At 37.6% G+C, this 22,829-nt stretch carries 24 protein-coding genes; 4 read left to right on the forward strand and 20 right to left on the reverse strand.

Going from position 1 to position 22,829, the window contains the following annotated elements; all coding sequences use genetic code 11:
• Window positions 1-41: 41 nt before the first annotated feature.
• The gene (locus FEE95_RS02710) at window positions 42-1,142 is read left to right on the forward strand and encodes a DUF4407 domain-containing protein (RefSeq protein WP_138656291.1); all 1,101 of its coding nucleotides are present in this window, start codon (window positions 42-44) and stop codon (window positions 1,140-1,142) included.
• Window positions 1,143-1,179: 37 nt separating this feature from the next.
• Here the strand turns inward: FEE95_RS02710 and FEE95_RS02715 are convergent, their stop codons facing one another.
• From FEE95_RS02715 to FEE95_RS02800, 18 genes are all read right to left on the reverse strand, one after another.
• On the reverse strand, window positions 1,180-1,662 hold the full coding sequence (locus FEE95_RS02715; protein ID WP_138656292.1) for a hypothetical protein: 483 nt from the start codon (window positions 1,660-1,662) through the stop codon (window positions 1,180-1,182).
• 39 nt (window positions 1,663-1,701) lie between these two features.
• Entirely contained in the window at window positions 1,702-2,022 is a 321-nt protein-coding gene (locus FEE95_RS02720) for an Hpt domain-containing protein (RefSeq protein ID WP_138656293.1), read from the reverse strand.
• 138 nt (window positions 2,023-2,160) lie between these two features.
• Entirely contained in the window at window positions 2,161-3,993 is a 1,833-nt protein-coding gene (locus FEE95_RS02725; RefSeq protein ID WP_138656294.1) for a DUF5060 domain-containing protein, read from the reverse strand.
• Window positions 3,994-3,997: 4 nt separating this feature from the next.
• A complete protein-coding gene (locus FEE95_RS02730; protein ID WP_138656295.1) occupies window positions 3,998-4,618 on the reverse strand; it encodes a DUF998 domain-containing protein in 621 nt (206 codons plus the stop codon).
• A gap of 29 nt (window positions 4,619-4,647) precedes the next feature.
• A complete protein-coding gene (locus FEE95_RS02735) occupies window positions 4,648-5,649 on the reverse strand; it encodes a metal-dependent hydrolase (protein WP_138656296.1) in 1,002 nt (333 codons plus the stop codon).
• A gap of 104 nt (window positions 5,650-5,753) precedes the next feature.
• Window positions 5,754-7,526: a MutS-related protein gene (locus tag FEE95_RS02740; protein ID WP_138656297.1), complete on the reverse strand. Its 1,773-nt coding sequence runs from the start codon at window positions 7,524-7,526 to the stop codon at window positions 5,754-5,756.
• Between the two features lie 43 nt (window positions 7,527-7,569).
• Window positions 7,570-8,043: a DinB family protein gene (locus FEE95_RS02745; RefSeq protein WP_138656298.1), complete on the reverse strand. Its 474-nt coding sequence runs from the start codon at window positions 8,041-8,043 to the stop codon at window positions 7,570-7,572.
• A 4-nt stretch (window positions 8,044-8,047) separates the two neighbouring features.
• Window positions 8,048-8,407, reverse strand: coding sequence for an MmcQ/YjbR family DNA-binding protein (locus FEE95_RS02750; RefSeq protein ID WP_138656299.1), 360 nt, complete (start codon window positions 8,405-8,407; stop codon window positions 8,048-8,050).
• A gap of 8 nt (window positions 8,408-8,415) precedes the next feature.
• Window positions 8,416-8,814, reverse strand: coding sequence for a Dabb family protein (locus FEE95_RS02755; protein WP_138656300.1), 399 nt, complete (start codon window positions 8,812-8,814; stop codon window positions 8,416-8,418).
• 10 nt (window positions 8,815-8,824) lie between these two features.
• On the reverse strand, window positions 8,825-9,451 hold the full coding sequence (locus FEE95_RS02760) for a DUF4230 domain-containing protein (protein ID WP_138656301.1): 627 nt from the start codon (window positions 9,449-9,451) through the stop codon (window positions 8,825-8,827).
• Between the two features lie 30 nt (window positions 9,452-9,481).
• Entirely contained in the window at window positions 9,482-9,832 is a 351-nt protein-coding gene (locus FEE95_RS02765; RefSeq protein WP_138656302.1) for a DUF4260 domain-containing protein, read from the reverse strand.
• Window positions 9,832-10,569, reverse strand: a complete 738-nt coding sequence (locus tag FEE95_RS02770) for a cyclase family protein (protein WP_138656303.1) — start codon at window positions 10,567-10,569, stop codon at window positions 9,832-9,834. The genes FEE95_RS02765 and FEE95_RS02770 overlap by 1 nt, the downstream gene beginning before the upstream one ends.
• A 23-nt stretch (window positions 10,570-10,592) precedes the next feature.
• Window positions 10,593-11,723 (reverse strand): radical SAM family heme chaperone HemW, encoded by a 1,131-nt coding sequence (hemW, locus tag FEE95_RS02775; RefSeq protein ID WP_138656304.1) that lies wholly within the window; start codon window positions 11,721-11,723, stop codon window positions 10,593-10,595.
• Window positions 11,724-11,978: 255 nt separating this feature from the next.
• Window positions 11,979-12,530 carry a crossover junction endodeoxyribonuclease RuvC gene (gene ruvC / locus FEE95_RS02780; RefSeq protein WP_138656305.1) on the reverse strand — a complete coding sequence of 184 codons (552 nt, stop codon included), beginning with the start codon at window positions 12,528-12,530 and terminating at the stop codon, window positions 11,979-11,981.
• Window positions 12,531-12,538: 8 nt separating this feature from the next.
• Complete coding sequence (locus FEE95_RS02785; protein ID WP_138656306.1) at window positions 12,539-13,015, reverse strand: hypothetical protein; 477 nt, start codon at window positions 13,013-13,015, stop codon at window positions 12,539-12,541.
• A 42-nt stretch (window positions 13,016-13,057) separates the two neighbouring features.
• Window positions 13,058-14,197: a tetratricopeptide repeat protein gene (locus FEE95_RS02790; protein ID WP_138656307.1), complete on the reverse strand. Its 1,140-nt coding sequence runs from the start codon at window positions 14,195-14,197 to the stop codon at window positions 13,058-13,060.
• A complete protein-coding gene (locus FEE95_RS22285; protein ID WP_138656308.1) occupies window positions 14,194-17,235 on the reverse strand; it encodes a M56 family metallopeptidase in 3,042 nt (1,013 codons plus the stop codon). Before FEE95_RS22285 ends, FEE95_RS02790 begins: the two co-directional genes overlap by 4 nt.
• A 4-nt stretch (window positions 17,236-17,239) precedes the next feature.
• The gene (locus FEE95_RS02800; RefSeq protein WP_138656309.1) at window positions 17,240-17,629 is read right to left on the reverse strand and encodes a BlaI/MecI/CopY family transcriptional regulator; all 390 of its coding nucleotides are present in this window, start codon (window positions 17,627-17,629) and stop codon (window positions 17,240-17,242) included.
• A gap of 132 nt (window positions 17,630-17,761) precedes the next feature.
• On the opposite strand from FEE95_RS02800, the gene FEE95_RS02805 reads away from it, so the two are divergent.
• A complete protein-coding gene (locus FEE95_RS02805; RefSeq protein WP_138656310.1) occupies window positions 17,762-18,271 on the forward strand; it encodes a DUF456 domain-containing protein in 510 nt (169 codons plus the stop codon).
• Here FEE95_RS02805 and FEE95_RS02810 read toward each other — a convergent pair.
• Window positions 18,268-18,822 carry a nitroreductase family protein gene (locus FEE95_RS02810; protein WP_138656311.1) on the reverse strand — a complete coding sequence of 185 codons (555 nt, stop codon included), beginning with the start codon at window positions 18,820-18,822 and terminating at the stop codon, window positions 18,268-18,270. The two genes, FEE95_RS02805 and FEE95_RS02810, sit on opposite strands and share 4 nt — an antisense overlap.
• 98 nt (window positions 18,823-18,920) lie before the next feature.
• A complete protein-coding gene (locus FEE95_RS02815; RefSeq protein WP_138656312.1) occupies window positions 18,921-19,823 on the reverse strand; it encodes a LysR family transcriptional regulator in 903 nt (300 codons plus the stop codon).
• 79 nt (window positions 19,824-19,902) lie between these two features.
• Between FEE95_RS02815 and hutH the strand changes: the two genes are divergently transcribed.
• Together hutH and hutI are read left to right on the forward strand one after the other, a co-directional pair.
• A complete protein-coding gene (gene hutH / locus FEE95_RS02820) occupies window positions 19,903-21,483 on the forward strand; it encodes a histidine ammonia-lyase (RefSeq protein WP_138656313.1) in 1,581 nt (526 codons plus the stop codon).
• Between the two features lie 92 nt (window positions 21,484-21,575).
• The gene (gene hutI, locus FEE95_RS02825) at window positions 21,576-22,826 is read left to right on the forward strand and encodes an imidazolonepropionase (RefSeq protein ID WP_138656314.1); all 1,251 of its coding nucleotides are present in this window, start codon (window positions 21,576-21,578) and stop codon (window positions 22,824-22,826) included.
• Window positions 22,827-22,829: the final 3 nt, after the last annotated feature.

The raw sequence follows: 22,829 nt of genomic DNA on the forward strand, positions 1-22,829 counted from the left end.
ATCTTAAGAGATAAGATTATTCATCAATCAATTCTTTCATCATGCTTCAAAACTTCTTTATTCTCTGCTCAGGAGCAGATTCCTCTATTTTAAAGACTTGTTCAGAAGGCGAACAAAACAAATATGCTGGTATCGGCGCAACTGTATTTTTTACTGCTGTAATGGCTTTTATTGCCAGTAGCTACGCCTTATACACCGTTTTCGATAATCTAGCCGCCTCTATTTTCTTCGGATTGATTTGGGGGTTACTGATTTTCAATCTCGATCGCTTTATCGTTTCCACCATAAAAAAGAGAGACAGTTTTAGCAGTGAATTTATACAAGCAACTCCAAGAATCATACTAGCAGTCATAATCGCAATCGTTATCTCCAAACCTTTGGAAATGAAGATTTTTGAAAAGGAAATTAATCAAGTTTTATTGGAGGAAAAAAACGAAATGACTTTGGCCAACAAAGATCAATTGGCGCTCCAATATACTCCCGCTGTAGAGAAACTAAATCAAGACATTGTTGCCTTAAAGGGAGAAATCGCGGCTCAAGAAGCAGAGACGAACGCACTCTACAATACCTATATCTCAGAAGCGGAAGGAACAGCAGGCACCAAGCTATTAGGTAAAGGTCCCGTTTATGCTGAAAAAAGGGAAAAGCATGATGCTGCCTTAGCAGAATTAAATCAACTTAAAGAAACAAATGCTGCCAAAATCAATGGAATAGAAACTCAGATAGCAGCTTTAAACACCGAATACGCAGATGTGGTCAAAAATTCACAACCTATCATAGATGGTTTCGATGGACTGATGGCACGCGTCAACGCTTTAGAAAAACTACCTTGGCCGCCTTCTTTCTTTATATTCCTCCTATTTCTAGCTATTGAAACCTCTCCTATAATTGCTAAACTCTTAGCGCCTAAGGGGGAATACGACTTAAAACTGGAAGATCAAGAAAGTGCCCTAAGGACATGGGTAACCCAAAAGGTTCGGCAGAGAGCACAGGTTTTAGCAACCGATACCGCATTGAATGAAAAAATCTATACTGAAATCAAAGAAGAGGAAGCGGTCCATGCGTATAAGAAACTAAAAGCCGAAGAACTTCTAAAATTACAAGCAGATGCGTTTCATGACCTCCAGGTAAAGAGCCTGTAGATTAAGTAGTTTTCTGAATATTTGAACTTTGAACCGCTTAGTTTATAAGCTCGTATACTTGTAATTGATTTGCTAGAAATCGATTTCCTTTAGCAAGAATTTTTTTAAACTGGCCGTCCGAGCTTTTGTTTCCTTTTTGAAGTTTTCTTTGATGCCGTTCTGCAAATCGAAAAGCATTTTTCATACCCAAAATATTGAGTTTATCTTTTAGTTTGGCGACTTTACCAGCAGCAGCTCTTGGGGCTCCCATGTCGATACAAAACTGATATGCTTTAAGTTCTGATGTAAATTCTTCCATAAAAGTTCTTAAAAATTTATTCTGAAAATCAATATCAGCATTAGAAAGTTCTTTTATATAAGATAGGTTCGGAACTTCTTCCAAACTACTATTTCCATTTCTAAAGGACAAATTGAATGATTTATCTAATGTGTTTAGAAAACTTGGTTTTAGTATTTTCTTTAAATTTTCGATTATTTTTTTAACATGCATCTGGGAATTACTAAGTAGGTTTTTAATCATGATTAGGGTTTTTATGAGTGAAAGATTTGGGAATACATTTCAAACTTCAGATAGAAATAGATTTACTTTTTTTAAGATTTTTTGAAAGCCATAATGCATACTAGTGTCACCTTGCTGTAAGTTCTCTTCATGTGTGTTGGCAAAATCATAAGAATTTTCCAGCCCAAGAATCGAAAACTTATATTTTGATTTGGTGACAATCTCCGCGGCAGATCGAGGTTCATTTTTCTGAATATAGCGCAAATACATGCCCACTTCCCAAAGAAATTCTTCTTTAAAAAGTTTGATAAATCTCTGCTCAAAATCATTGTCTTGACCAGCAATCTCCTCTAAATAGGAAAGATTTGGGGCCTCCTTCATATCAATCAAAAGTTGCTTTGCACTAATTACAAAAATCAAAAGTAAGATTATTCCTACTTTCTAATTAACTTTTGTTGTGAAACGCATGTAGTTGTAGGGCATCAAAAGAAAATTGGATGTTTGAGGTAAAAATTAGGGCTATTTTGCGGTTTGTGTACGCTTTAGTAGCACAACCCAATCTTGATTGTCTTTTGAAGATGACCTGCCCAATGATCGAATACCTTCGCCTTCAATGGAGCTTACGGTACCCAGATGCATTTCCCCACCTGTTAACGGATTAAACCATTGTATTTGAAATGTACCCTCGGCAGCAGTTAAATCAATTGTATGCTCTTTTGAATCGGTGAGATAAATTGCATAAACCTCCCCTGGTTTTTCAAGACAATAGGCATCATTTGAGTTAATGCGTTTATGGTTCGCCTTCATTTCCCAATAGGGCAGATTGTCTTGAAAAAAGTCCAAAGCATAACCGGTTAACTCCCACAGACGGTCTCTGGTTCGCCAATCTTCTGTATTCAAATCATTATACCGATTTCTCGCCCCAAAGTACCATTCCACTCCTGCTCCACCAGATAAAAGTGTTCCCCATAGCACATTACTCCGTAAGGTATCATGATTTGGTGTAATAGAATCCGATTGTGCACCTGTATGCCACATTCCAATCTCATCCATGGTAATCATCCATTCATGACCAGATTCTCGTGCTTTGGTCTTCCAAGTTTCCATCACTTCTCCCGCTCCTTCGCGCTTATCTACTTGCAATGAAAGTCCATCGAGGTTCTTAAACCCTACTATGGAATCCAGTATATATCCTCTGTATGGTTCATGGGAGTGCGTATGCAACAGAATGGGATGATTGTAAGGGTCTATTTCAGTTATAAAGTCGGTCATCGCCCTTCGCTGCGCATCGTTTTGAGATATAGGTGTAAATTCGGCATATCCGTTTTCTTCACCAAGGTTAAAATTCATCCCTAAATGATGTCCGAAGCGGGCAACCATTTCCCGCAAGTATAATTGTCGCATTGGCCCCGTATCACCATCATCAAGCATGGTCTCATTTTCGGTTTCCTGTAAAACCATGTGCAATAATATTCCCTTGGATTGCATGTGCTGGAAAACAATTTCCCACTGCTCCAATTTGCTAACATCAAACCGCGTAAAATTATCAGGACTAGCATAGGGCCAAACGTCTTTACCATCACCTTTTATATTCATGGTCAAAAAGTAGGCAACGTTCATTCCCTTGGAAGACAAATAATTCAACGCTCCAATAAGACCCTTTCCCTTCCCATCCTTCCATGTCGGGTCTCCATTTTTCCAATCTTTTAGATGGGGTCTATAACTATGGATGGTATCATTGGTTTTGGCCTCGCCATCTTCATTGGAGCTTTGCATACGGTAGGTACCATCAAAATCTTCATAAGCCAATAAGTTCTCCGGACTATCCGCACCACCTTTCATCCAGTATTTTCCAGAATCTTTAAAGCGAAAGTATCCCTTGTCATTCACCAAACGACCATGAGTTCTAAAATCCGCTCCTTGTTTATCCGAAGGGATTACCATGAACTCACCAGAAGCATTTGTAATATCTATGGAAACACCTTCAAAATCATCTCCTTTTAAAGCAATGCCTTCTCCCTGTTGCAATTGCGCTGTATAGGTCCATTTGCCCATTCGATCAGGAGTAAAACGCACTTGCCAAACATTCCCAGAATCAGCACTTGTTTCCGAAGCCTGGCCATCTGCCGCATAAAACCCTCTAATACTTTGTTGGGTTTCCATGTGCTTGAACTCAACGATCAAACGATAGTTTAAAAATGGGTTCTCCGCAGCATCTTCTTTTGTATCAGGCCCTTCAAAGGGTAGTGTAATTGTGTGCCACTGTTGATAATTGGTCAAATTGGCTTCTTTTATCTTCTCTCCGCAACCAAGGCAGATGCCTACTAATAAAAGGATAATAAAACTCTTCATAAATCTATTTGTTATTTGTTCTCTGGATATAAAATGCAGTGTATACAACCCAAAACAAGACACTGCCTTCTATAATTCTTTGGAATAGCCCAATAAATGGACCCGTTGGGTCTCCAAATAAAAGTACAACAAAACTAAAAGCCAGAATAGCGCAAATTATTGAGACTCTTGGAAAATTTGTCGAGTCCATTATCTTTCTTGATGAAAATCCGATACCCAACAAACAGAATGGAACCATCGCGTAAGTCAAAAAACCTGCTGTATTATGAATGAACTGGGAAAGACTCGCCTTTTCAGGGTCGGGGTTACAACCGATATCACAGGGAAAAAATCCCGTTGTCACCGTTCCAAATCCATAAAAAATTGCGAATAGAAAGAATCCGATTTTAATTCCTACGGCTTTTGGCATTTTGGACGGAACCAAGAACCCAAATAGCGCCAATAAAACACCGCTAGTAACATACATATACCGTAAGTATTCGGTATTTGGTAGCCCACTAGCATAACTTTCACTTATAAATTGACTTACCAAGCTGTAACCTTCGATTTGAGCTCCACCTAAAATACTGGCTACAACAAAAAGCAAGGTACCCAGAATTCCTGCTCCAAAAATTAAAATCCTCATAGTCTAATTAGGTGGTTTAACGCGTTAACTCAGATACCTAAAATTCGATTCCATAGACTCTCCAGTAGCCCCTCCGCATCTGATGGAGTTTTAGGTGCCTCTGTAACCTGAAGTCCGTTCTCGGTATTCTCTATTTCGTATGTGAATGCAAACTTGGTTTCATCTGGTTTTAAACTAAGCAAACCGAATCGGAGATCACTGAAAAGCAATTTCTCATCTTGCTGAGAAACTGTGAACCATCCTTCGGTTATGTCAATAAGACGAGCAACTTTATCATTTGTTGCTAAACTCCCTAATAATTCATGATTCTTCGAATAAGATGAAAATGTTATGGGTTTTGCATCAAAGAATGAATAATTCCCAATCAAATAGGCATCTTGGGTATCAACATTCGCCGTCCACAATAGTGTAGTAAAAGGTGCGGGGCGAACATCCATCTCTTCATATACAATTCCTTGAGCGGTAAGTCCATCTGCAAAATGCTTATAGGCGAATCCTTTTAAAAGCAGGGAAATGAGCAGATATGTGCTGCTTAAAAAGAGTCCCCATCGATTATATATTCTTCGCCTAGGGGAAGTCCGCTTTTGCCGCATTGCCAAAATCAAAAAAATCAAGAAAGGAAGGGTATACAATGGGTCAATGACGAATATGTTTTGGAAGGCCAATCGCATTTTGAAAGGCCAAAAAAGTTGCGTCCCCCAAGTAGTGAAAGCATCTAAGATAGGATGTGTAAACAAACCCCAAAACATAAGCCATGACCAATCTTTAAAAGTCGCTTTTGACTTTTTATTGATTTTCCAAATCAGCCATCCGAAAATTGGCGCGAACAAAATAGAAAAGAAAATGGAATGACTAAAACCCCGATGCCATTCTGTTGCAGTAACCGTATCCACAAAATATCGGGTCAAAACATCTAAATCAGGAATAGTACCAGCGATTGCTCCGTAAAGCATAGCTTTATTACCTACTTTTTTACCTAAAACCGCTTCACCGACGGCGGCGCCAAGAACGATTTGTGTTAGTGAATCCATTGGGGGATGGTTAATGGTTGCATTTCATGTTCTAAAAATTAAGTTCATGAATTATAGCAAATTTAACATAATTAATATGCCCCTTTTGAAATTAGGGTTCTAGTTTACTCCACAATTTGCATCTTCTTCAGTAAGAAAGAAGCATTCATATTCTGGCAGATACCTTCTTTGAACTTGTAATCAAAATGCAGCTCGTTATCAATAATTTCAGCATCGAAATAATGGTTTTTTATTTGTGGTAATTCCTTGGCTACTTCACATAGACTTAAATCATGGGTTGCAATAATTCCCGTGGATTTAGAACCTACCAATTTTTCAACAAACTTTCGCGACCCTTTAGCCTTGTCGGTACTATTGGTTCCCTTTAAAATTTCATCCAATACAATGAAAAATCGGTCGGTCTGAATTTCATCAACGATAAACTTTAATCGTTTTAATTCCGAAAAAAAGTAGGATTCATCATCCGTTAGCGAATCAGTGGTTCGCATGCTGGTAATTAATTTTATGGGGTTGTATTTTGTTTCACAAGCACAAACGGGAAGTCCCACATTGGCCATTACTAGCTGCAAAGAAACGGTACGTAAAAAAGTACTTTTTCCGGCCATATTCGCTCCGGTAATGATAAAGAATTGCTCATTGTCAATCTGGAAATCATTCATAACACTCTTCTCAGGGTCTAATAGCGGATGTCCGGCATCCTTAGATTTCAAAACGATAGAGTCATCCGATAAAATAGGAAACGCATAATTCGGATGATTGAAGGCAAATGTTCCCAGACTGATATAGGCATCAAAAAATGCAATCACTTCAAACCATTCTTTGGAAGAATGCCCATGTTTGGCAATCCACTGTTCAATTTTATAGCTGGTCGCTAAACCTCTTAAAAAGTAACCGTTTCCAAAGATGAGATAGAAGATATTATTGTTTTGGTCAAGATTTCCTAGGAGTTTTGAAAACTCTTTTAAAATAGTAGAAGTCTTCTTTCCTTCACGGATAATCTGTTGTTTTTTATCCTTTAGAAAAGCAGATTTGAAATCCGTATGTTCAATAATCAGCAATAACTTATTGTACTGCTCAAAAGTGGATTGGGCCCTGGAACTTTCAGTCCCAAGTTTTGTTATCTTTTTCGTAAAAACCCCCGAAATACCAAAACCTATGACCAATAGCAGAACCAAAACGGATTCTGGAATATAGTCCAAGAAGTACAGCGCAAAAGAAACTATCGAAAGAATGGAAAATACCAAAGGAAGATATTTCATGACCGACGGTACAAAAGGTGTATAATTCTCCAACCATCCTTGTATTGCAGTTGTTGTAGTTTGGGTTTTTGTCAAAGAAGCTACGGCAGAGAACTCTTGTCGCCACTCGGGCATAGAAGCCAGCTCCTGTATAGCTTCCTGTTTCTGAGAAATGTCTTCTATGGAATTCTCAACAAACAATCCAGCGAGGGTTTCACTTCCTTGCCGCAAAGCAGTCCGATTGCTGTATTGATAAAAAGAACCTCTCCCGAAAAGATCAATATCTTGACTGAAGTAATGGTTGGAATCTTTGAACACATTTCCGGCTGGAAGGTGATGAAAATCTCGGTTTAACACCTTGACTTCTGTCTCATTAATTACTTTGAGTGCTTGTATTTTATCTCGTTTGTATTGCAAATCGGTATGTCTAGAAACCAAAAATAGAAAAGCGATAATTCCTACCAAAGCTACGCCTAAAACCAATTTTGTTTTACCAAACAGCAGATAAATGGCGATGAAGATTACTATAAAAACCAGAAGGCGAATCGTGCTTGAAGCAGCTAATTGTTGCCTAACCTTCGACAAGGTTTCTGTATGTTTTTTGATTTGATTTTTATAAAAGGAAGCTAAATCCTGCATTGGGGTTCTACGATTTCTATCAAGCAAAGATATGTATTCTGACCTAGCTCTGCTTCGCTGAATTTAGCATTGCAATTTGGCCCAAGTGGTAGATATCATGTTGGGCTATACTTGTAAGAATCGGTCCAAAAGTATATTCTTTTCCGGGTACTTGTTTCTCTAATACTTGGTCTGTTTCTTTCGACAATTGATGCAGCAAATCATCTTGGGTCTTCTGAAGTGTATTTTTTAAGGTATCCCATTCTTCCTTGTTACTAATGCGGATTTCATCCCAGTCATTTTCTCCGTCGATGCGGATATTATACACTTCATCGCCCTCTAACTTTTTCAAAACGAAAATCCGCCAGTTGATAATATGTTGAACCAAAACTGCAATAGATTTTTCACCATACACTTTGTCATTCACAGTTTGCCAAGGCACTGCATTCAACTTTTCCATAACCGGAATGCCATACCAAGGTTTTCCATCAAAAGAATCTTTGAGATTTTGAACAATCGTTTCTAGCTTAGTTCTCATTATTCTATTCTAAAGTGTCGAATTCAGCTTTCAATTTTTTGGTGAATTTGGCGACTACCAATTCATACGAATGATCAATTAATTCAAGAATCAATTTGGGAGGCAACTGCTCAATCATTAGGGTATTCCACTGTGCTTTGTGCATATGATACCCGGGAATAATTACGCCATCATATTCCTCACGAAGCGCTATCGCCCTTTCAGGGTCGCACTTCAAATTCACTTGTGTTGGTACCCTTTCCAATCCACATAAGGCATACATTTTGCCCATGACTTTAAAAACCAAGGTGTGCTCATCAAAAGGAAAACTTTCGGTAACTCCTTTTTTTGAAATGCAATAGTTTCTGAATTCTTCGATGTTCATTTAACGAATCAGTTTACTCCCTTAGAATCATAGACAATAACCTTTGTCCATAATTTACTCGATTCCTCAATAAAGAGTTTATGGGGAGCTTCATCTTGGTAGTTTTGTTGTGCCTCAGCCGATTCAAAAGTCACAATCAATGAATAGGTAAAAGAGCCATCTACAACATCACGACTAGCTCTTGGTGGCTTACCGATAAATTTGGTTTTGGCATAGGCGGAATTGTCCAGGAACTTCTGCAAGGAAGTCTCAAATGCTTTGCAATCTTCAGCATTATCAGGATTCGCTAACCAGAAATATACGGTATGTGCAAAATTGGAATCAAATTCATTCATAGTATTGTCGGTTTGACCAAATGCGGTCATTGTAAGGGTTAAAAATAATAATGTGCAGATTGTTTTCTTCATGAATGGTCTATTATTTTTTTAAAAGTTTCTTTTTCTCTTTATCTCCGATTTCCAAAGCCGAGTAGTCCAATTGCCAACCAATTGTGGCCACAATTGATTCTATTAGCAAAACGGCCTGAAGTGCCTCTTTACGAGCTGTTTCCATTAATCCACTTTCTGGGATTTTATCTCGAATATGTTTTTTGGCTTCATTGTTCAAAGTCGTTAAATCATCTGGGGAAAAAGAATTGAACATTCCGTTTTTGATATCATAAAACTCTAGTTCTGGTTCTATGGATAGAATTTCGGGTTTCGGAAAATTGGTTAGTATAATGCGCTTATTATCGACGTCGGAATTTATCTCCACCTTTTTTAAATCATATCCGATTTGAGCCTTTGCATTAATAACAATCAACGCTTTTTTCTTGCTTGAAACCAAACTTAGAAACCGCTCTTTCGTATTCTCATACTTATAGATTTCAGCAAATTCTCCCTCAACCGAAACTAATTTGCTAACACTACGGATCTTTTCTAAAAGCACGGTTGACTGATGCAAGGTAACCTCCTTGCTTTGCTTTTTCTTGAAAAAAGTGTAAATCCAATAGGTGGCAATTGCACCTAGAATCAATCCTAATACAGTATCAAATATGCTATCCATTGAAGGTCAAATTAACAATATTAAGTTCGTTCATTTTCCTATTTCCCCCAAATGCGTGTATTTGAAGCCTTTGTCATATTTTAATCCGTAGCCCATTATTCTATCCATAGCTGAATGCGCAAATAAAATAACTCCCATTAACTGCACTACAGGACTAGAAAGATAAACCCCTAGCAGGTAAATTGCAATTGCGACCCCTTTGTGGTGAAACAAATTATACATAAAAGCGCCCACCTTATTTCCAAATAGATATCCTACCATACCAATATCTGGAGCTAAAATCAAGACAAGAAACCACCACCATTCATACGGCAGTAAACTAAATAGATACACCCCTAATACGAACATAAAAAGTTCTTCGATTTTCAAGCTAGTCTTCATCAATCTTCAATTTTATAAAGTACAGGTCGACTTGGACTAGCATCATTCTCAAAAGGTGCAACTTGTAAGTTGAGAAAATACTTTCCGTCTTTTACCTTATTGGGTACAAATATGAATTCTGTGATAGTAGCATGTTTCCGGACCTTACCACCCGTATTCCAAAAAGCGTTATGCGCCAAAAGTGCTCCTCCATCTTTTTCTTTGTCTACCGAAGGAAGGTCGATTAATAAATGTTCTATTCCTTTACCTGCCAAAAACTCCGCCGCTTGTTCCAACAAATAAGGCGGATTCGTATTCGAATACCGTCTGGATAACTTTTCCTTTAAATTGGGCAAAGTTCGAATAACCAATGCCTCTCTTTTTTTATTACCCAAGGCATATTGCAATTGCTTTCGGGAAATCACAAAATCATCTTGATACTTTTCAGGAGCTAATGTAATCACCTCAGCTTTAAAAAAGTATTGTTTTAAATTTTGATTTACAGAATAAAAATATTCGGTTATATGACCAACACATTCCGTGTGCGTTCCATGTGCGTGGGGATTGAATGAAATATCATTAAAATTTACAGAAGCTCCTTCGGAAACTTTTCCCACAAAATCACCTTTCGAATGGGGTTCTATTTTAGGGTGGTCTACATACCAAGCGTTGACATTGCTTGAATCTCCACGCAGGGGGATAGAAATATCTAAGGGTTTGGATAAATCAATGAAGTCGTTTTTAATTTTGGCTAGCATACAAGCTGAACTTAATTCAGTATTTACAAGTTAATCATAAATAAATCTGCAGCAATACCATCAGCTAAAAAACGTCCTTTTTTAGTAGCTATGAGTTTATCGTCATCAATAAATAATAATTGTTCTTCAAGATATTTATCAGCTTGTTGCAGCAAATATTTAAGGTATTGTTTTCCAAATTCCTCTTGGACCTTAGTCAATGAAACACCCCAAATGGTTCGCAAACCGGTCATTACATATTCATTGTATTTATCAGTCTTTGACAGTACTTCAATCTCAACCGGCAACTTATTGTTTTCGATAGATTTTATGTACTTCGGATTGTTATTGATATTCCAGCTTCGTCGCCCGCCATCATAGGAATGGGCAGACGGACCAATACCAATATATTTTTTCTGTTGCCAATAGGCGGTATTGTTCTTTGAGAAATAACCGGGTTTCCCAAAATTAGAAATCTCATAGCATTTGAAACCAGCAGTTTCCATTTTATCCAGTAGGATTTTAAAATGTTCCTGGGCTACTTCATCATCAACAGGCTTAATAATTCCCTTTTGGATAAAACTTGCCAATGCCGTTTTAGGTTCTACCGTTAGCGCATAGCTTGAAATATGTGGAACATCGTATGAAAGTGCTTTTTCGATATTTTGAATCCAGCGTTCATTCGTCATTTCTGGGATTCCATAAATGAGGTCTATGGAAATATTATCGAAGTGTTTCGTCGCTTCTCGGATGCATTGTTCAGCTTCTTGAGCATTATGAGCTCGATTCATCAACTTTAGATCTTCCTCGAAAAAAGACTGAATTCCGATGCTTAAACGGTTAATTGGACTTTTGAATAATTGGATTATTTGATTCTTGGATAAATCGTCAGGGTTTGCTTCTAAAGTAACTTCAGGGTTTTCACTTACCTGATAGTTTTCATAAACCGAATTAATAATATCATTGATTTCTTCGCATGACAGTACCGAAGGAGTTCCTCCCCCAAAATAAATTGTCTCAACAGTCTCGTTTTGGAATTCACCTTTGCGCAATTCAAGTTCTTTTCGCAAAGCAGAGACCATAGCCTCTTTCTTTCCCATAGAAGTAGAAAAGTGAAAGTCGCAATAGTGACAGGCTTGTTTGCAGAACGGAATATGTATATAAATACCAGCGATGACGTCGAATTAAATTTGCTTTTAGTCTCTTGGGGTAAATTTAGGGCTAAACTTTCTCTTAACTATCAGCCTTCTTTTGTATGCTAAATAAACCGAGTACCCATAAAATCCAAATAGTAAGACAATAAAAAACCAAATTACTTTATTCCGTTTCAGAACGAATCTGGTCATCCATAATTCCCTTAAAAAATAGAACAGAAAAGCGAATCGAAGTATTAAAATTAAATTTCTATAATCGATATGAATTGAAAACAACTATCTGACTTTTTTTGGATTCTGTTTCACAAAAGCATCCCAACCAGAATAACTCTTTCCTATGTCAACCCGGCCTCCATTATAGAAATGACAAACCGCTGCCGCCAAACCGTCAGTAGCATCAAGGTTTTTGGGTAGTCTTTTTAGATTCAACATACTTTGTAACATTTTTGCTACTTGTTCCTTACTTGCATTTCCATTTCCTGTAATGGCCATTTTTATCTTTTTCGGAAGATATTCCGTGATGGGTATTTCTCTTGAAAGTCCTGCTGCCATGGCAACTCCCTGTGCTCTTCCTAATTTCAGCATTGATTGAACGTTCTTTCCAAAGAAAGGAGCCTCTATGGCAATCTCATCTGGGTGATAGGTATCTATAAGTTCTATTGTACGTTCAAAAATCAATTTTAGTTTAGTATAGGGATCTTTGTATTTACTTAAGAGAAGTTCGTTCAATTGAATAAACTCCATCTTTTTGTTTACCACTTTAATAAGTCCGAAACCCATAATGGTGGTTCCGGGGTCAATGCCTAATATGATTTTTTCTTTTGCCAAACTTGGATTCACTTAGAGTTTAAAAAAATTGGAATTCTAAATTTTGCACTTACGGGAATACCTCTTTTCAAAGCTGGTTCTATTCTTGGTAGACTTTTTAGGCTTTTGGCCACTTTGTCCTCAAACTTCTCCATTTGGGAACCAAAAATTTCTTTATTTTCAATGTTAATTATGGTAATCGCACCATCATTTTCAATCCGAAAATCTAGAAAAACCACATCTTTGATTTCCGTTTCACTGGTTAATTGAAATTCTTGTAGGTCGGCGGACAAATGTAAAAGCAATTTCTCTTCAAAACACTGTTTTTGGATTTCTTTCGAGAGCAGTTCGTCACAATCACTGAACAATGGATAATCATCAACATCAGTCCAGTCGATTTCAAGTAGTTCCTTTTCAACAAGCTTTTGAGTTTTCTTCTCCGTTGATTCAAAAAGACTACAAGACGTAAATCCACATAAAACCAATACCATTAAAAGCTTACGCATATGCCTGTGTTCTTCGGCGGAAATTACGATTTTTTAAGGACATTAATCCTTGGCGAAATGAAGCTCTTGCTTTATTTCGGATATCCGTTTTAGAACAAAATCAGAAATATATGGTTTCTTCTTACCAAACTTTTTAATGAAATTCTCATAGTACTCTAATTTAACCTTAGGGTCATTTGAAACCTGATCCATTAAAGCGCAGATTTGATAATAGACACGATAGTTAGTCCGGTCCTCGTCAAAGGCCAACCTATAGTATTTTAAGGAAGTATTCAAGTCTTCTTCGGTTCTAGCAAAGCGCGCAAGACTTTCATATTCTTTCTCAAAGGTTACTTTTTGTACTTCAATAGATTTTTTAATATAATAGGTGGCACTATCAGTCTGGCGATCTTTAAAGAATACATGTCCTAAATTGAAGTAGGCATCTTCATTGTCTTCATCCATTGCTATAAGATGTTTGTAGGTACTCTTTGCTTTCTCAAACTCCCAAGTCTTGAAATAGCAATACGCAAGCTTAGTGTACACAAATTCCTTTTTCTCGCCCAAGTCTATCAAACTTTCAAAGAGCGGAAGTGCCTCTTCGTAATTATCATTATTAAATAAGGCCAAAGCCTTTAGATTTATCAAAGACACATCATCAGGATAGAATTTAAGGCCCTTATTCAAGTATTCAAGAGCATTTGCTTTTTCTCTAGTGATTACAAAATGCTTCCCCAATTGAAAAATACTTTTGAGATGGGTGCTATCAACTTCAACAGCCTTTTTGTAGGCAACCAAACTACTTGCGCCCTGATCTAACTCGCGAAAAGATTCACCCTGATAATATAGGTACTCCGGATTGTTCGCATCATCACCCACTAAACCAGCAAACAATTTACGTCCTTCATCAAACCGTTTCGTTTTCAGATAAAGTTTTCCCAATTCAAAACGAGCGATTTGCAATTCGGGACTTCTACCAATCAAACTTTCATATTGTGCGATTGCCTTAGCATAATTACCAATGGAATTGTAAGCTCTTGCAATTTGCAGATTCCCTTTTTGAGAACCCACTTCGGCATAGAAGTTAATGGCTTTTGTATAGTTGCCAATTGCATATAAACTATCTGCAATGGCTAAAGCCGAAGTCTGGGCTTCGGCTTTAAAAAAAAGTAATAGTAGTATTAGAAAAATAAATTTTTTCAATCCTTCTTTTTAGTTATTATTTGAATAACTCCGTTTTTCCCTTTTTCACCATACAAGGCTTTGGCCGATTCACCTTTCAAGACAGATATGGATTCAATATCATCGGGAGTCATCAAACTCAATTCTTCCTTGGAGGATTCCTTTCCATCAACAAAATAGATAGGGTCATTGCCATTACCTAAACCAAGTTTCACGATATCAAGACTTTTGCTATCGGTACTTTTGGTATCACCTTGCAATTTAAAGGTAACCGGAATCGAAAAAGGAACATTTACCGCCTTACCTTTTTGCTTACCTGGTTTCATCTTTGGTAGTCTTTTAATGATACGCTCTACTTCATTTTCTAGTAGCGGATCAGGTCCCCTTTTTCTTATATTTTGAATAGACCCGTCTATAGCGATTGTGAACATGACGGCTACGCGCCCTTGTATTCCTTTTTCTTGAGCCTCTTTTGGGTAGTTGAAATTTTTAGAAATGTGTTTCTGCATTTTTTCATTGAAACATTTGCGCTTATTCTCAGCATCTTCACAGCCCGGGAAGACCGGAACTTCATCTATTGTGGCAAAGGGGACTGTTTCACCTTCTTGGTCTATTGCTATTTTCAGTGCTTTAATTTGTTGATCCAAATTGACAATAATTGGGTTCTTATCATTTGTACCTACAAGCAAACGCTCACGCTCAGAACGTAATAAATCATATTGTTCCTTTGCTTGTTCTATTGACAATTCATCGACAGTCAGACCACCTCCACCATTATGACTAAAACTATCAACTGAACCTTCTAATGAACTACGTAATGACTCTTTGAGGCTTTTCAACTGTTCATCAAGATTTACGATAATAGGGTTTTTCTCATTGGTGCTTTTTAGTAGTCTATTGCGCTCGGCAACCAATTCATTATACTGACGCGTTGCAGCTGCTAACTTTGGGCCGAATTGATTGGAATCTACAGGTAGTTTTTCAAAAGTACTCTTAGTATCAAGCTTAAAAACAACAGGAATCGAAAACGGCACATCAACTTTTTTCCCTTTATGCTTACCCGGTTTCATTTTGGGTAACTTATTAATAATACGCGCCACTTCTTTTTCTAATATGGAATCTGGACCTCGCATTCTAAGGCCTTCAATATTGCCTTTTTTGCTTATCATAAACATAACATTGACCCTTCCTTGAATTTCCCTTTCTTGGGCCTCCTTTGGGTAATTGAAATTATTGCTGATGTGTTTTTGTATTTTTTGTTGAAAGCAAGCTCTTTTGTCATTTTCATTTTCACATCCAGGAAAGACCGGCACATTGTCAACTTTTGCAAAAGCTACAGGGTCTGATTCTTTACCAGCTTCAATAAAAATATCGCCATCAGAATTCGATGTTATTTTTGTCGAATATTTACCATCCGTAATGAGTAGTGTATCCATTTCTTTAGAAGTGCGAATTTCGTCAAGCAATTCTTCCTGTTGTGCCTTTTCACCCTTACTTAAGTGCCTATTATCATATACGCTCAGCATTATTTTTTTATCAAACCTTTCAACTAAACCTTCAGCAGTACTATTCGCGTAAGAACTCAAATCCTTTTTCGGCAAACCTTTCGAAACCAAGAATGCATATATTCCATCGGTTAATATAAGGTCACTATAAACCGCACCTTCTTGCTCAAGAATTTCCTCTAGTTTGTTGTTAAACATTCGTAATTCATTACCCGTCAAATCTTTTACATTCTCTACCTCAAAAAGGAATGAGGAATTTTCATAATTCGGCTTAATATCAATAAGATTTATTTGTTGGTCATAAGCTTTGACAGAGAATTGTAAATTCGGGTCTAGAATGAAAAAGGCTTCTTTTCTACTTAAATAGTTTTCATATCTACTTGTTGAAGGTAAAGGCATTTTAGGAAGAGGTTTTCTAGGTAGAACATCATCACCGAATTCAACACCTTTAAAATTTTCAAAAAACATTTTATGCAAGAGTTGTTCTTTGAAATACTCCTTTTTTGATAAAACATGAGGTCTTTTTTTGTAAATAGGAAAGATCTTTCCTGAAATATTTTCCTCAGTGTTTTTTAGCCTAAAAAATACTTTTTCTAGTGACCCAACCCTTGCAATTTCCTTTTCAATTTCAGACTTAATCTCGGATATTAACTCAGCATCATTTGTAGTTTGATTGATTTGTTCAATATCATCATCCAAGTGCTGCTCAGCTGAGGTATATGCCAACATCCCAAAAACCATGGGCAACAACAATAAATACTTCAACTGCCAAATTTTCTTCGATTGTGCTTTCTGTAACATGACGATTCGTTTTTTGATTAATGAGGTTTTAAAAAATTGATTGATAAATGATATATTTTGTGTTTGGAATACCTGCGATAACAGAAATTCGTATTGCTCTTTTTTATTCGTTTTGGCGACCTGAGCGTCCGCAATAAATTCATGCAATTCAGAAACACGGCTTTGATACACGTATACTAATGGATTAAACCAGCCCACGATTCGCATCAATTCAAAGAACATCAGATCATAGGAATGCCTTTGCCGAATGTGTACTAGTTCATGTTGAACAATACTCTGATGTTCCTTTTCGATTACTTTATCCCCTAGGAAAATGGATTTGAAAAAGGAAAAGGCCATCGAACTATTCGAAATAATAATCTGGGTAAAATCCTTGAAATAATGGACTTCTCCCTTGCGCTTTAAAGTGTAAATCTGGAATAACTTATAGCCAAAAAACAATGTTGCTAAAAACATACCTCCAAATAGAACCACATATTCCCAAGAAATAATAAAGGACGTTTCCTCTATGGCAGTTGCGGTTACAGCAATATCATTAGTACTCCACAAAAATTCAGGATAGCCCTGAAAAGTCTTCGGCACAGTGGTTTTCATGGCCTCTATTTTTATCCATGGTAAAATCATTGATATGATATAGGTTCCGATTAGGTATAAGCGATTCCATTGAAAGAAGGTTTCTCGTTTTAAGAACAAGTCGTAAATGATGAGAAACACCAACTGAAAAGATACGCACTCCAATATATATTGTAACATACGCTTATTTTTTAGATTTTTTATTTGCCGCTGCCGACTCGGCAGTCTTGATATCATTCATAATGGATTCCAGCTCAGAAAGACTCATATCATTCTTCTTCATAAAAAAGGAAACCATACTCTTGAAGGAGCCTTGAAAATAACCGTCTACTAGTTTGTTGATAGATTGATTACTGTAGTCCGATTTCTTTAGAATCGGGAAGTATAAATAACCTTTCCCTTCTTGTTCATGGTCCACAAATCCTTTGCTTTCTAAAATCCGGACGATTGTCGACACGGTATTATAGGCGGGTTTCGGTTCGGGCAACTCTTTAATAATTGCGGCCACATTGCATTTTTGTAGCTGCCATAATATCTGCATTACCTCTTCCTCTGCCTTCGTTAACTGTTTCATTGAACTAATTTTTTAGTTGAACCATAAAACAAATATAACTAAATATTTAGTTTAAACTAATTTATTAGTTGAATAATTTATTTCACCTGTAACAAAAGCGTAGTATCTTCGTCCTATAGCAAAACGAAATTGATGGATATTGCCTTACTTATAATCGGATTTATACTTTGCCTGCTTGGAATTATCGGAAGTTTTTTACCTGTGCTTCCTGGTCCACCAGTGAGTTGGGTAGGGTTATTGCTACTTCATTTGACTGCCGCAGTCTCTGAAAATTGGTGGCTTCTTGGTGTTACCGGGGTAATAGCTTTGGTAGTTTTCGCCTTAGATTACATCATCCCAGCCGTCGGGACAAAGAAGTTTGGCGGCACAAAAGCTGGTATGATTGGAACCACAATAGGTCTTATCGTAGGCATTCTCGCTCCTATACCCTTTGGGATAATTATTGGTCCATTTGTCGGTGCGTTTTTGGGAGAACTTTCTAACAAGGCGGACAACAAAACAGCTTTAAAAGCTGCTTTTGGTTCTTTCTTAGGATTTCTTACCGGAACTTTTATGAAGTTCGTGGTAACGATGATTTTCTTAGGAATATTTATAAAAACTGTGTGGGAATATAGGGAAGGTTTGTTTCCTTTTCTAAGCTAGTACATCCAAACCACTTTATCCTCTATCGGTTTTCTAGTTACCTCAGGAAGTTCAGCATCATAATAACCCATATAAAAAAAACCCAAACATTTTTCACCTTCATACAAATCAAAGAACTCGTCCATATATTTTATGAGTCCGGGAGAACTCCAATAGCTTCCTATTCCCAATTCGGTGGAACAGAGCCACATATTCTGAACGGCCATTGCGGTGGCCGCTATCTCCTCCCACTCAGGAACACATTCATCAGGGTCACGTTGCATACATATGGTAATTATAGCACCAGCTTTAGGAGGGTTTTCTAAAAGCTTTCTCGTCTTGATTTGTTTGGGTTTCTCAGTTACTTCTAAATATTTTTCTGATAAAAATTGACCTAATCTCACCTGAGACTCTCCTTGTAAAATTTTAAAACGCCAAGGCTCCGTTTTCTTATGGTTTGGTGCCCAATTCGCGGCTTCCAAAATCTTTTCTATGTCAGCTTTGGCAATAGGTTTTTCAATATATGTGGATGGAAAAACTGAACGTCTTTTTTTTATCAAGTCAAAAATCATAAACAAATAATTTATAGTATTTTCTGCGCTTGTGCTGCCCCGACGCTTCCGGGGGTATCAGTAAAGGCAAGAATCCTTATTTCTACAAAATTACTATTTCAAGATCTGAATTTAGACTCGTTTAACAGCAAATTCACACCATGCCGAAGCACCGGATTCCGGTTGTCTTTTTTCCAAATAACAGACAATTGCGCACGTTGCTTGATTTTCTTAAGCTCAATGAATTTCACATCCATATCAAAACCATACTGCAATGAAGTGGGAATTATAGCTATTCCCAAATTATTCTCTACCAAAGTAAAAATCGTCTGTGCATGGACCGACCGATGCGAAACCTTTGGTGTAAACCCGGCATCTTCGCAAACGCTCATGACCTTATCATAATACAAGGGACTATAATCTTGCGAAAAGAGAACAAAGCTTTCTTCCTTAAGCTGATGCATACCTTTGAACGATTTTTGATTTAGTCTATGATTCTTTGGCAAAACCACTGAGAAAGTATCTTCAAAAACAGGTTTTATATTCAGTTCTTTTGGAACTCTAGCCAAGCGAACAAAGCCCAAATCAAGTTTGTCTTTCTGAACGGCATCTACCTGAGCATGATTCGATAGTTCATCAAGACTTGTTTTTATATTAGAATGAGTATCACGTAAGCGCACCAGTAAATTAGGCACTACGTGTTGCATGGCCGAACCAAGAAATCCAATACGCAATTCTCCCGAGCTACCCTCTTTAATGAGTTTTAGCTGTTTTTTGGTCAGCTCTAAATGATTTAAAACGAATTCAAGTTCGCCTTTTAAGTACACCCCTACTGCGGTTAACGAGACTTTTTTCTTATTGCGATTGAACAACCGAGCATCTAGAATTTCTTCCATTTGCTTAATTTGTCTACTCAAACCCGGTTGGGAAATAAAAAGTCGCTCAGCTGCTTTTCGATAATGTAATTCTTCAGCAACAGCCATAAAATATTTGAAATGACGTAATTCCAATTGATAACTCATAAGCATTAAATATAAACAAAAATGGTATTGGTAATTATTAAAGATAAGATGTAGTTTTAATACTTCAAAATCGATTCATATGATTTCAGTACCCAAAAGATTTAGTTTCGGAGAAGATTGGCTTACAGCAGGTATTGCATTGGCCATTGCATCCGGAAAAACCAAGGTAGAATTAACCCAACCTACCAGAAAAAAAATAGCCTCTAGTTGGGAAATAGTGCAAAATATAGTGGATAAGGGACATCCTGTTTATGGCATTAACACAGGATTTGGACCTTTATGCACTACCAAAATATCCAAAGAAGAAACTACCATATTACAAACCAATATTCTACAAAGTCATAGTGTGGGTGTAGGCAAAGCAATCAATACTGATATTGCTAAATTGATGCTTATTCTTAAAGTGCATTCTCTAGCAAAAGGTTTTTCAGGAATTGCAGAAACTACGTTGGACCGAATTATTTGGCATATCGAAAATGATGCTATTCCCGTAGTGCCTTCGCAAGGTTCGGTAGGAGCTTCAGGGGATTTAGCACCGCTTTCTCATTTATTCCTACCGCTAATCGGACTTGGTAAAATTGAACATCAAGGAAAAGTCTATGACACACCTAGCTTCTTTAAAAAATACAATCTTGCACCTTTAGAATTAGGTCCGAAAGAAGGGCTTGCCTTAATCAACGGAACTCAGTTTATCGCTGCTCATGCTGTCAAGGTTGTTGAAAAATTACACTCTTGTCTTTCGCAAGCAGATGTTATTGGAGCAATGATGATAGAAGGACTACAAGGTTCAGTAAAACCTTTTTTCAATGAACTGCACGCTTTACGCCCTTTCAAAGGAAGCATTCATGTTGCCAAAAGAGTAAAGCGTCTTTTAAAGGGTTCTGAAATTATGGAAGACCATATTGACTGTGAACGTGTGCAAGACCCCTACTCGCTGCGCTGCATTCCTCAAGTGCATGGTGCTTCACGAAACGCCTGGTTGCATTTGAAAGAGCTCTTAGAGGTTGAATTAAATTCGGTAACAGACAACCCTGTAATAGTCGATGAGGAACTGACCATTAGCGGAGGTAATTTTCATGGACAACCATTGGCAATGGCCTTGGACTATGCTTGTTTAGCTGCTTCGGAAATTGGGAATATTTCAGACAGGCGTATCTATTTAGCTCTAGAAGGAAACAGTCCGGGAGTACCCAAATTACTTATGCAAGATACCGGAATCAACTCCGGATACATGATTCTACAATACACAACGGCAGCATTGGCGAGTGAGAATAAAGGTTTGTGTTTCCCATCAAGTGCGGATAGCATTCCTACTTCATTGGGACAAGAGGACCATGTCAGCATGGGTTCCATAGGAGGTAGAAAAGCGTTGCAAGTAATTGGAAATGTAGAGAAGATTTTGGCTATCGAACTGCTTACAGCCGCTCAAGCATTTGAGTTTCGCAAACCCATGAAATCTGGTATTTTTTTAGAGGAAATTCACAAAGAAGTCCGTAAAAAAGTTGCCTTTGCAGATAAAGACAGAGTTTTTGCGGACGATATTGAAAAAGGAATTCAGATGATAAAAGATAAAACCATACTTCATTTAATTAACCAAATAGGTGAAAAAGAGAAAATATCCTTGAGAACGAAACACTCTGACGAATTTGAGGTATATTGAATTGAACGCTATAATCAAATCGCTACACGCCATACGCACAAAGCGTAAAGCGTAAAGCGTAAAGCGTAAAGCGTAAAGCAAATTAAAAAAGTATGAGTACAAGAAAACTTATAGGCCCTTTCAAACAAATTATTCCTATGTCGGGATTATCTCTGAAAGGTGCCATTTCAGATAGTCAGCTTAACATCATACAAGATGGTGGAATCGTAGTTGATGGTGGAAAAATTAAAGTTATCGGAAACTTTGTTGAAATGGTTAAAAATTCCGTAGATGCTGAAATTCAGGAACTCAAAGGAAACCATACCTGCCTTCCTGGTCTGATAGATTCGCATACACATATTTGTTTCGGCGGTTCTCGTGCCAGAGATTATGCAATGCGAAATGGAGGTAAATCCTATCTGGAAATTGCAAAAGCAGGCGGTGGCATTTGGGATACAGTCACCCAAACCAGAAAAGCATCTAAAGAAGCATTGATAAAACGAACCACAAAATTGGCCAATCGTCATTTGAAAAATGGGGTGACTACTATAGAAGTAAAAAGTGGTTATGGATTATCGGTGGACGAAGAACTAAAAATGCTCCAAGCTATCAAAGAAACGAATGCAGTTGTTTCAGCTGATTTGATTTCGACTTGTTTGGCAGCACATATGCTTCCAAAGGATTATGATGGGACTCACGAACAATATTTAGCTGAAATAAGCGGGAAGCTATTTCCAATTTTAAAAGAGGAAGGACTTGCAAACCGCATCGACGCCTTTGTTGAAGAAAGTGCCTTTTCTGCTGAGCAAATCACGCCCTATTTCGAAAAAGCAAAAGAAATGGGCTTTGATATTACGGTCCATGCCGACCAATTCTCAACTTCCGGAAGTCAGGTTGCCATTGATTTTGATGCCGTAAGTGCGGACCATTTGGAAGCAAGTACTCCAAAAGAAGTCAAACTTATAGCGAATAGCAGTGTCATCGCCACAGCCCTACCAGGAGCTTCCATTGGGTTGGGCTGTGATTTCACGCCCGCACGTAAGATTCTCAATGCAGGCGGGACACTAGCTATTGCCAGCGATCATAACCCTGGTTCCGCACCTATGGGGGATTTATTGACCCAGGCATCCATTTTGGGAACTTTTGAAAAACTATCCAATGCGGAGGTTTTAGCAGGAATAACTTTCCGTGCCGCAGCTGCTCTGAACTTAAAAGATAGAGGACAACTTGCAGAAGGATATACTGCCGATTTTATTGGTTTTCATACAAATAACTACCAAGAAATTCTATACAACCAAGGCAATTTCAAACCCTGCATGGTCTGGAAAAATGGGGAATTGGTTTTTGATAAACACAAGCATTAACAA

The sequence above is a fragment of the Maribacter algarum (ex Zhang et al. 2020) genome, assembly GCF_005885635.1.
GTDB lineage: Bacteria > Bacteroidota > Bacteroidia > Flavobacteriales > Flavobacteriaceae > Maribacter_C > Maribacter_C algarum.

Coding starts and splice junctions, on each gene's coding strand:
- FEE95_RS02740 (WP_138656297.1), bottom strand. CDS start 7,526: ATGCAGGATTTAGCTTCCTTTTATAAAAATCAAATCAAAAAACATACA.
- FEE95_RS02810 (WP_138656311.1), bottom strand. CDS start 18,822: ATGATTTTTGACTTGATAAAAAAAAGACGTTCAGTTTTTCCATCCACA.
- FEE95_RS02760 (WP_138656301.1), bottom strand. CDS start 9,451: ATGGATAGCATATTTGATACTGTATTAGGATTGATTCTAGGTGCAATT.
- FEE95_RS02730 (WP_138656295.1), bottom strand. CDS start 4,618: ATGAGGATTTTAATTTTTGGAGCAGGAATTCTGGGTACCTTGCTTTTT.
- FEE95_RS02725 (WP_138656294.1), bottom strand. CDS start 3,993: ATGAAGAGTTTTATTATCCTTTTATTAGTAGGCATCTGCCTTGGTTGC.
- FEE95_RS02815 (WP_138656312.1), bottom strand. CDS start 19,823: ATGAGTTATCAATTGGAATTACGTCATTTCAAATATTTTATGGCTGTT.
- FEE95_RS02720 (WP_138656293.1), bottom strand. CDS start 2,022: ATGAAGGAGGCCCCAAATCTTTCCTATTTAGAGGAGATTGCTGGTCAA.
- FEE95_RS02755 (WP_138656300.1), bottom strand. CDS start 8,814: ATGAAGAAAACAATCTGCACATTATTATTTTTAACCCTTACAATGACC.
- FEE95_RS02800 (WP_138656309.1), bottom strand. CDS start 17,629: ATGAAACAGTTAACGAAGGCAGAGGAAGAGGTAATGCAGATATTATGG.
- hutH (WP_138656313.1), top strand. CDS start 19,903: ATGATTTCAGTACCCAAAAGATTTAGTTTCGGAGAAGATTGGCTTACA.
- FEE95_RS02715 (WP_138656292.1), bottom strand. CDS start 1,662: ATGATTAAAAACCTACTTAGTAATTCCCAGATGCATGTTAAAAAAATA.
- FEE95_RS02765 (WP_138656302.1), bottom strand. CDS start 9,832: ATGAAGACTAGCTTGAAAATCGAAGAACTTTTTATGTTCGTATTAGGG.
- FEE95_RS22285 (WP_138656308.1), bottom strand. CDS start 17,235: ATGTTACAATATATATTGGAGTGCGTATCTTTTCAGTTGGTGTTTCTC.
- FEE95_RS02710 (WP_138656291.1), top strand. CDS start 42: ATGCTTCAAAACTTCTTTATTCTCTGCTCAGGAGCAGATTCCTCTATT.
- FEE95_RS02745 (WP_138656298.1), bottom strand. CDS start 8,043: ATGAGAACTAAGCTAGAAACGATTGTTCAAAATCTCAAAGATTCTTTT.
- FEE95_RS02750 (WP_138656299.1), bottom strand. CDS start 8,407: ATGAACATCGAAGAATTCAGAAACTATTGCATTTCAAAAAAAGGAGTT.
- FEE95_RS02805 (WP_138656310.1), top strand. CDS start 17,762: ATGGATATTGCCTTACTTATAATCGGATTTATACTTTGCCTGCTTGGA.
- FEE95_RS02770 (WP_138656303.1), bottom strand. CDS start 10,569: ATGCTAGCCAAAATTAAAAACGACTTCATTGATTTATCCAAACCCTTA.
- FEE95_RS02785 (WP_138656306.1), bottom strand. CDS start 13,015: ATGCGTAAGCTTTTAATGGTATTGGTTTTATGTGGATTTACGTCTTGT.
- FEE95_RS02735 (WP_138656296.1), bottom strand. CDS start 5,649: ATGGATTCACTAACACAAATCGTTCTTGGCGCCGCCGTCGGTGAAGCG.
- hutI (WP_138656314.1), top strand. CDS start 21,576: ATGAGTACAAGAAAACTTATAGGCCCTTTCAAACAAATTATTCCTATG.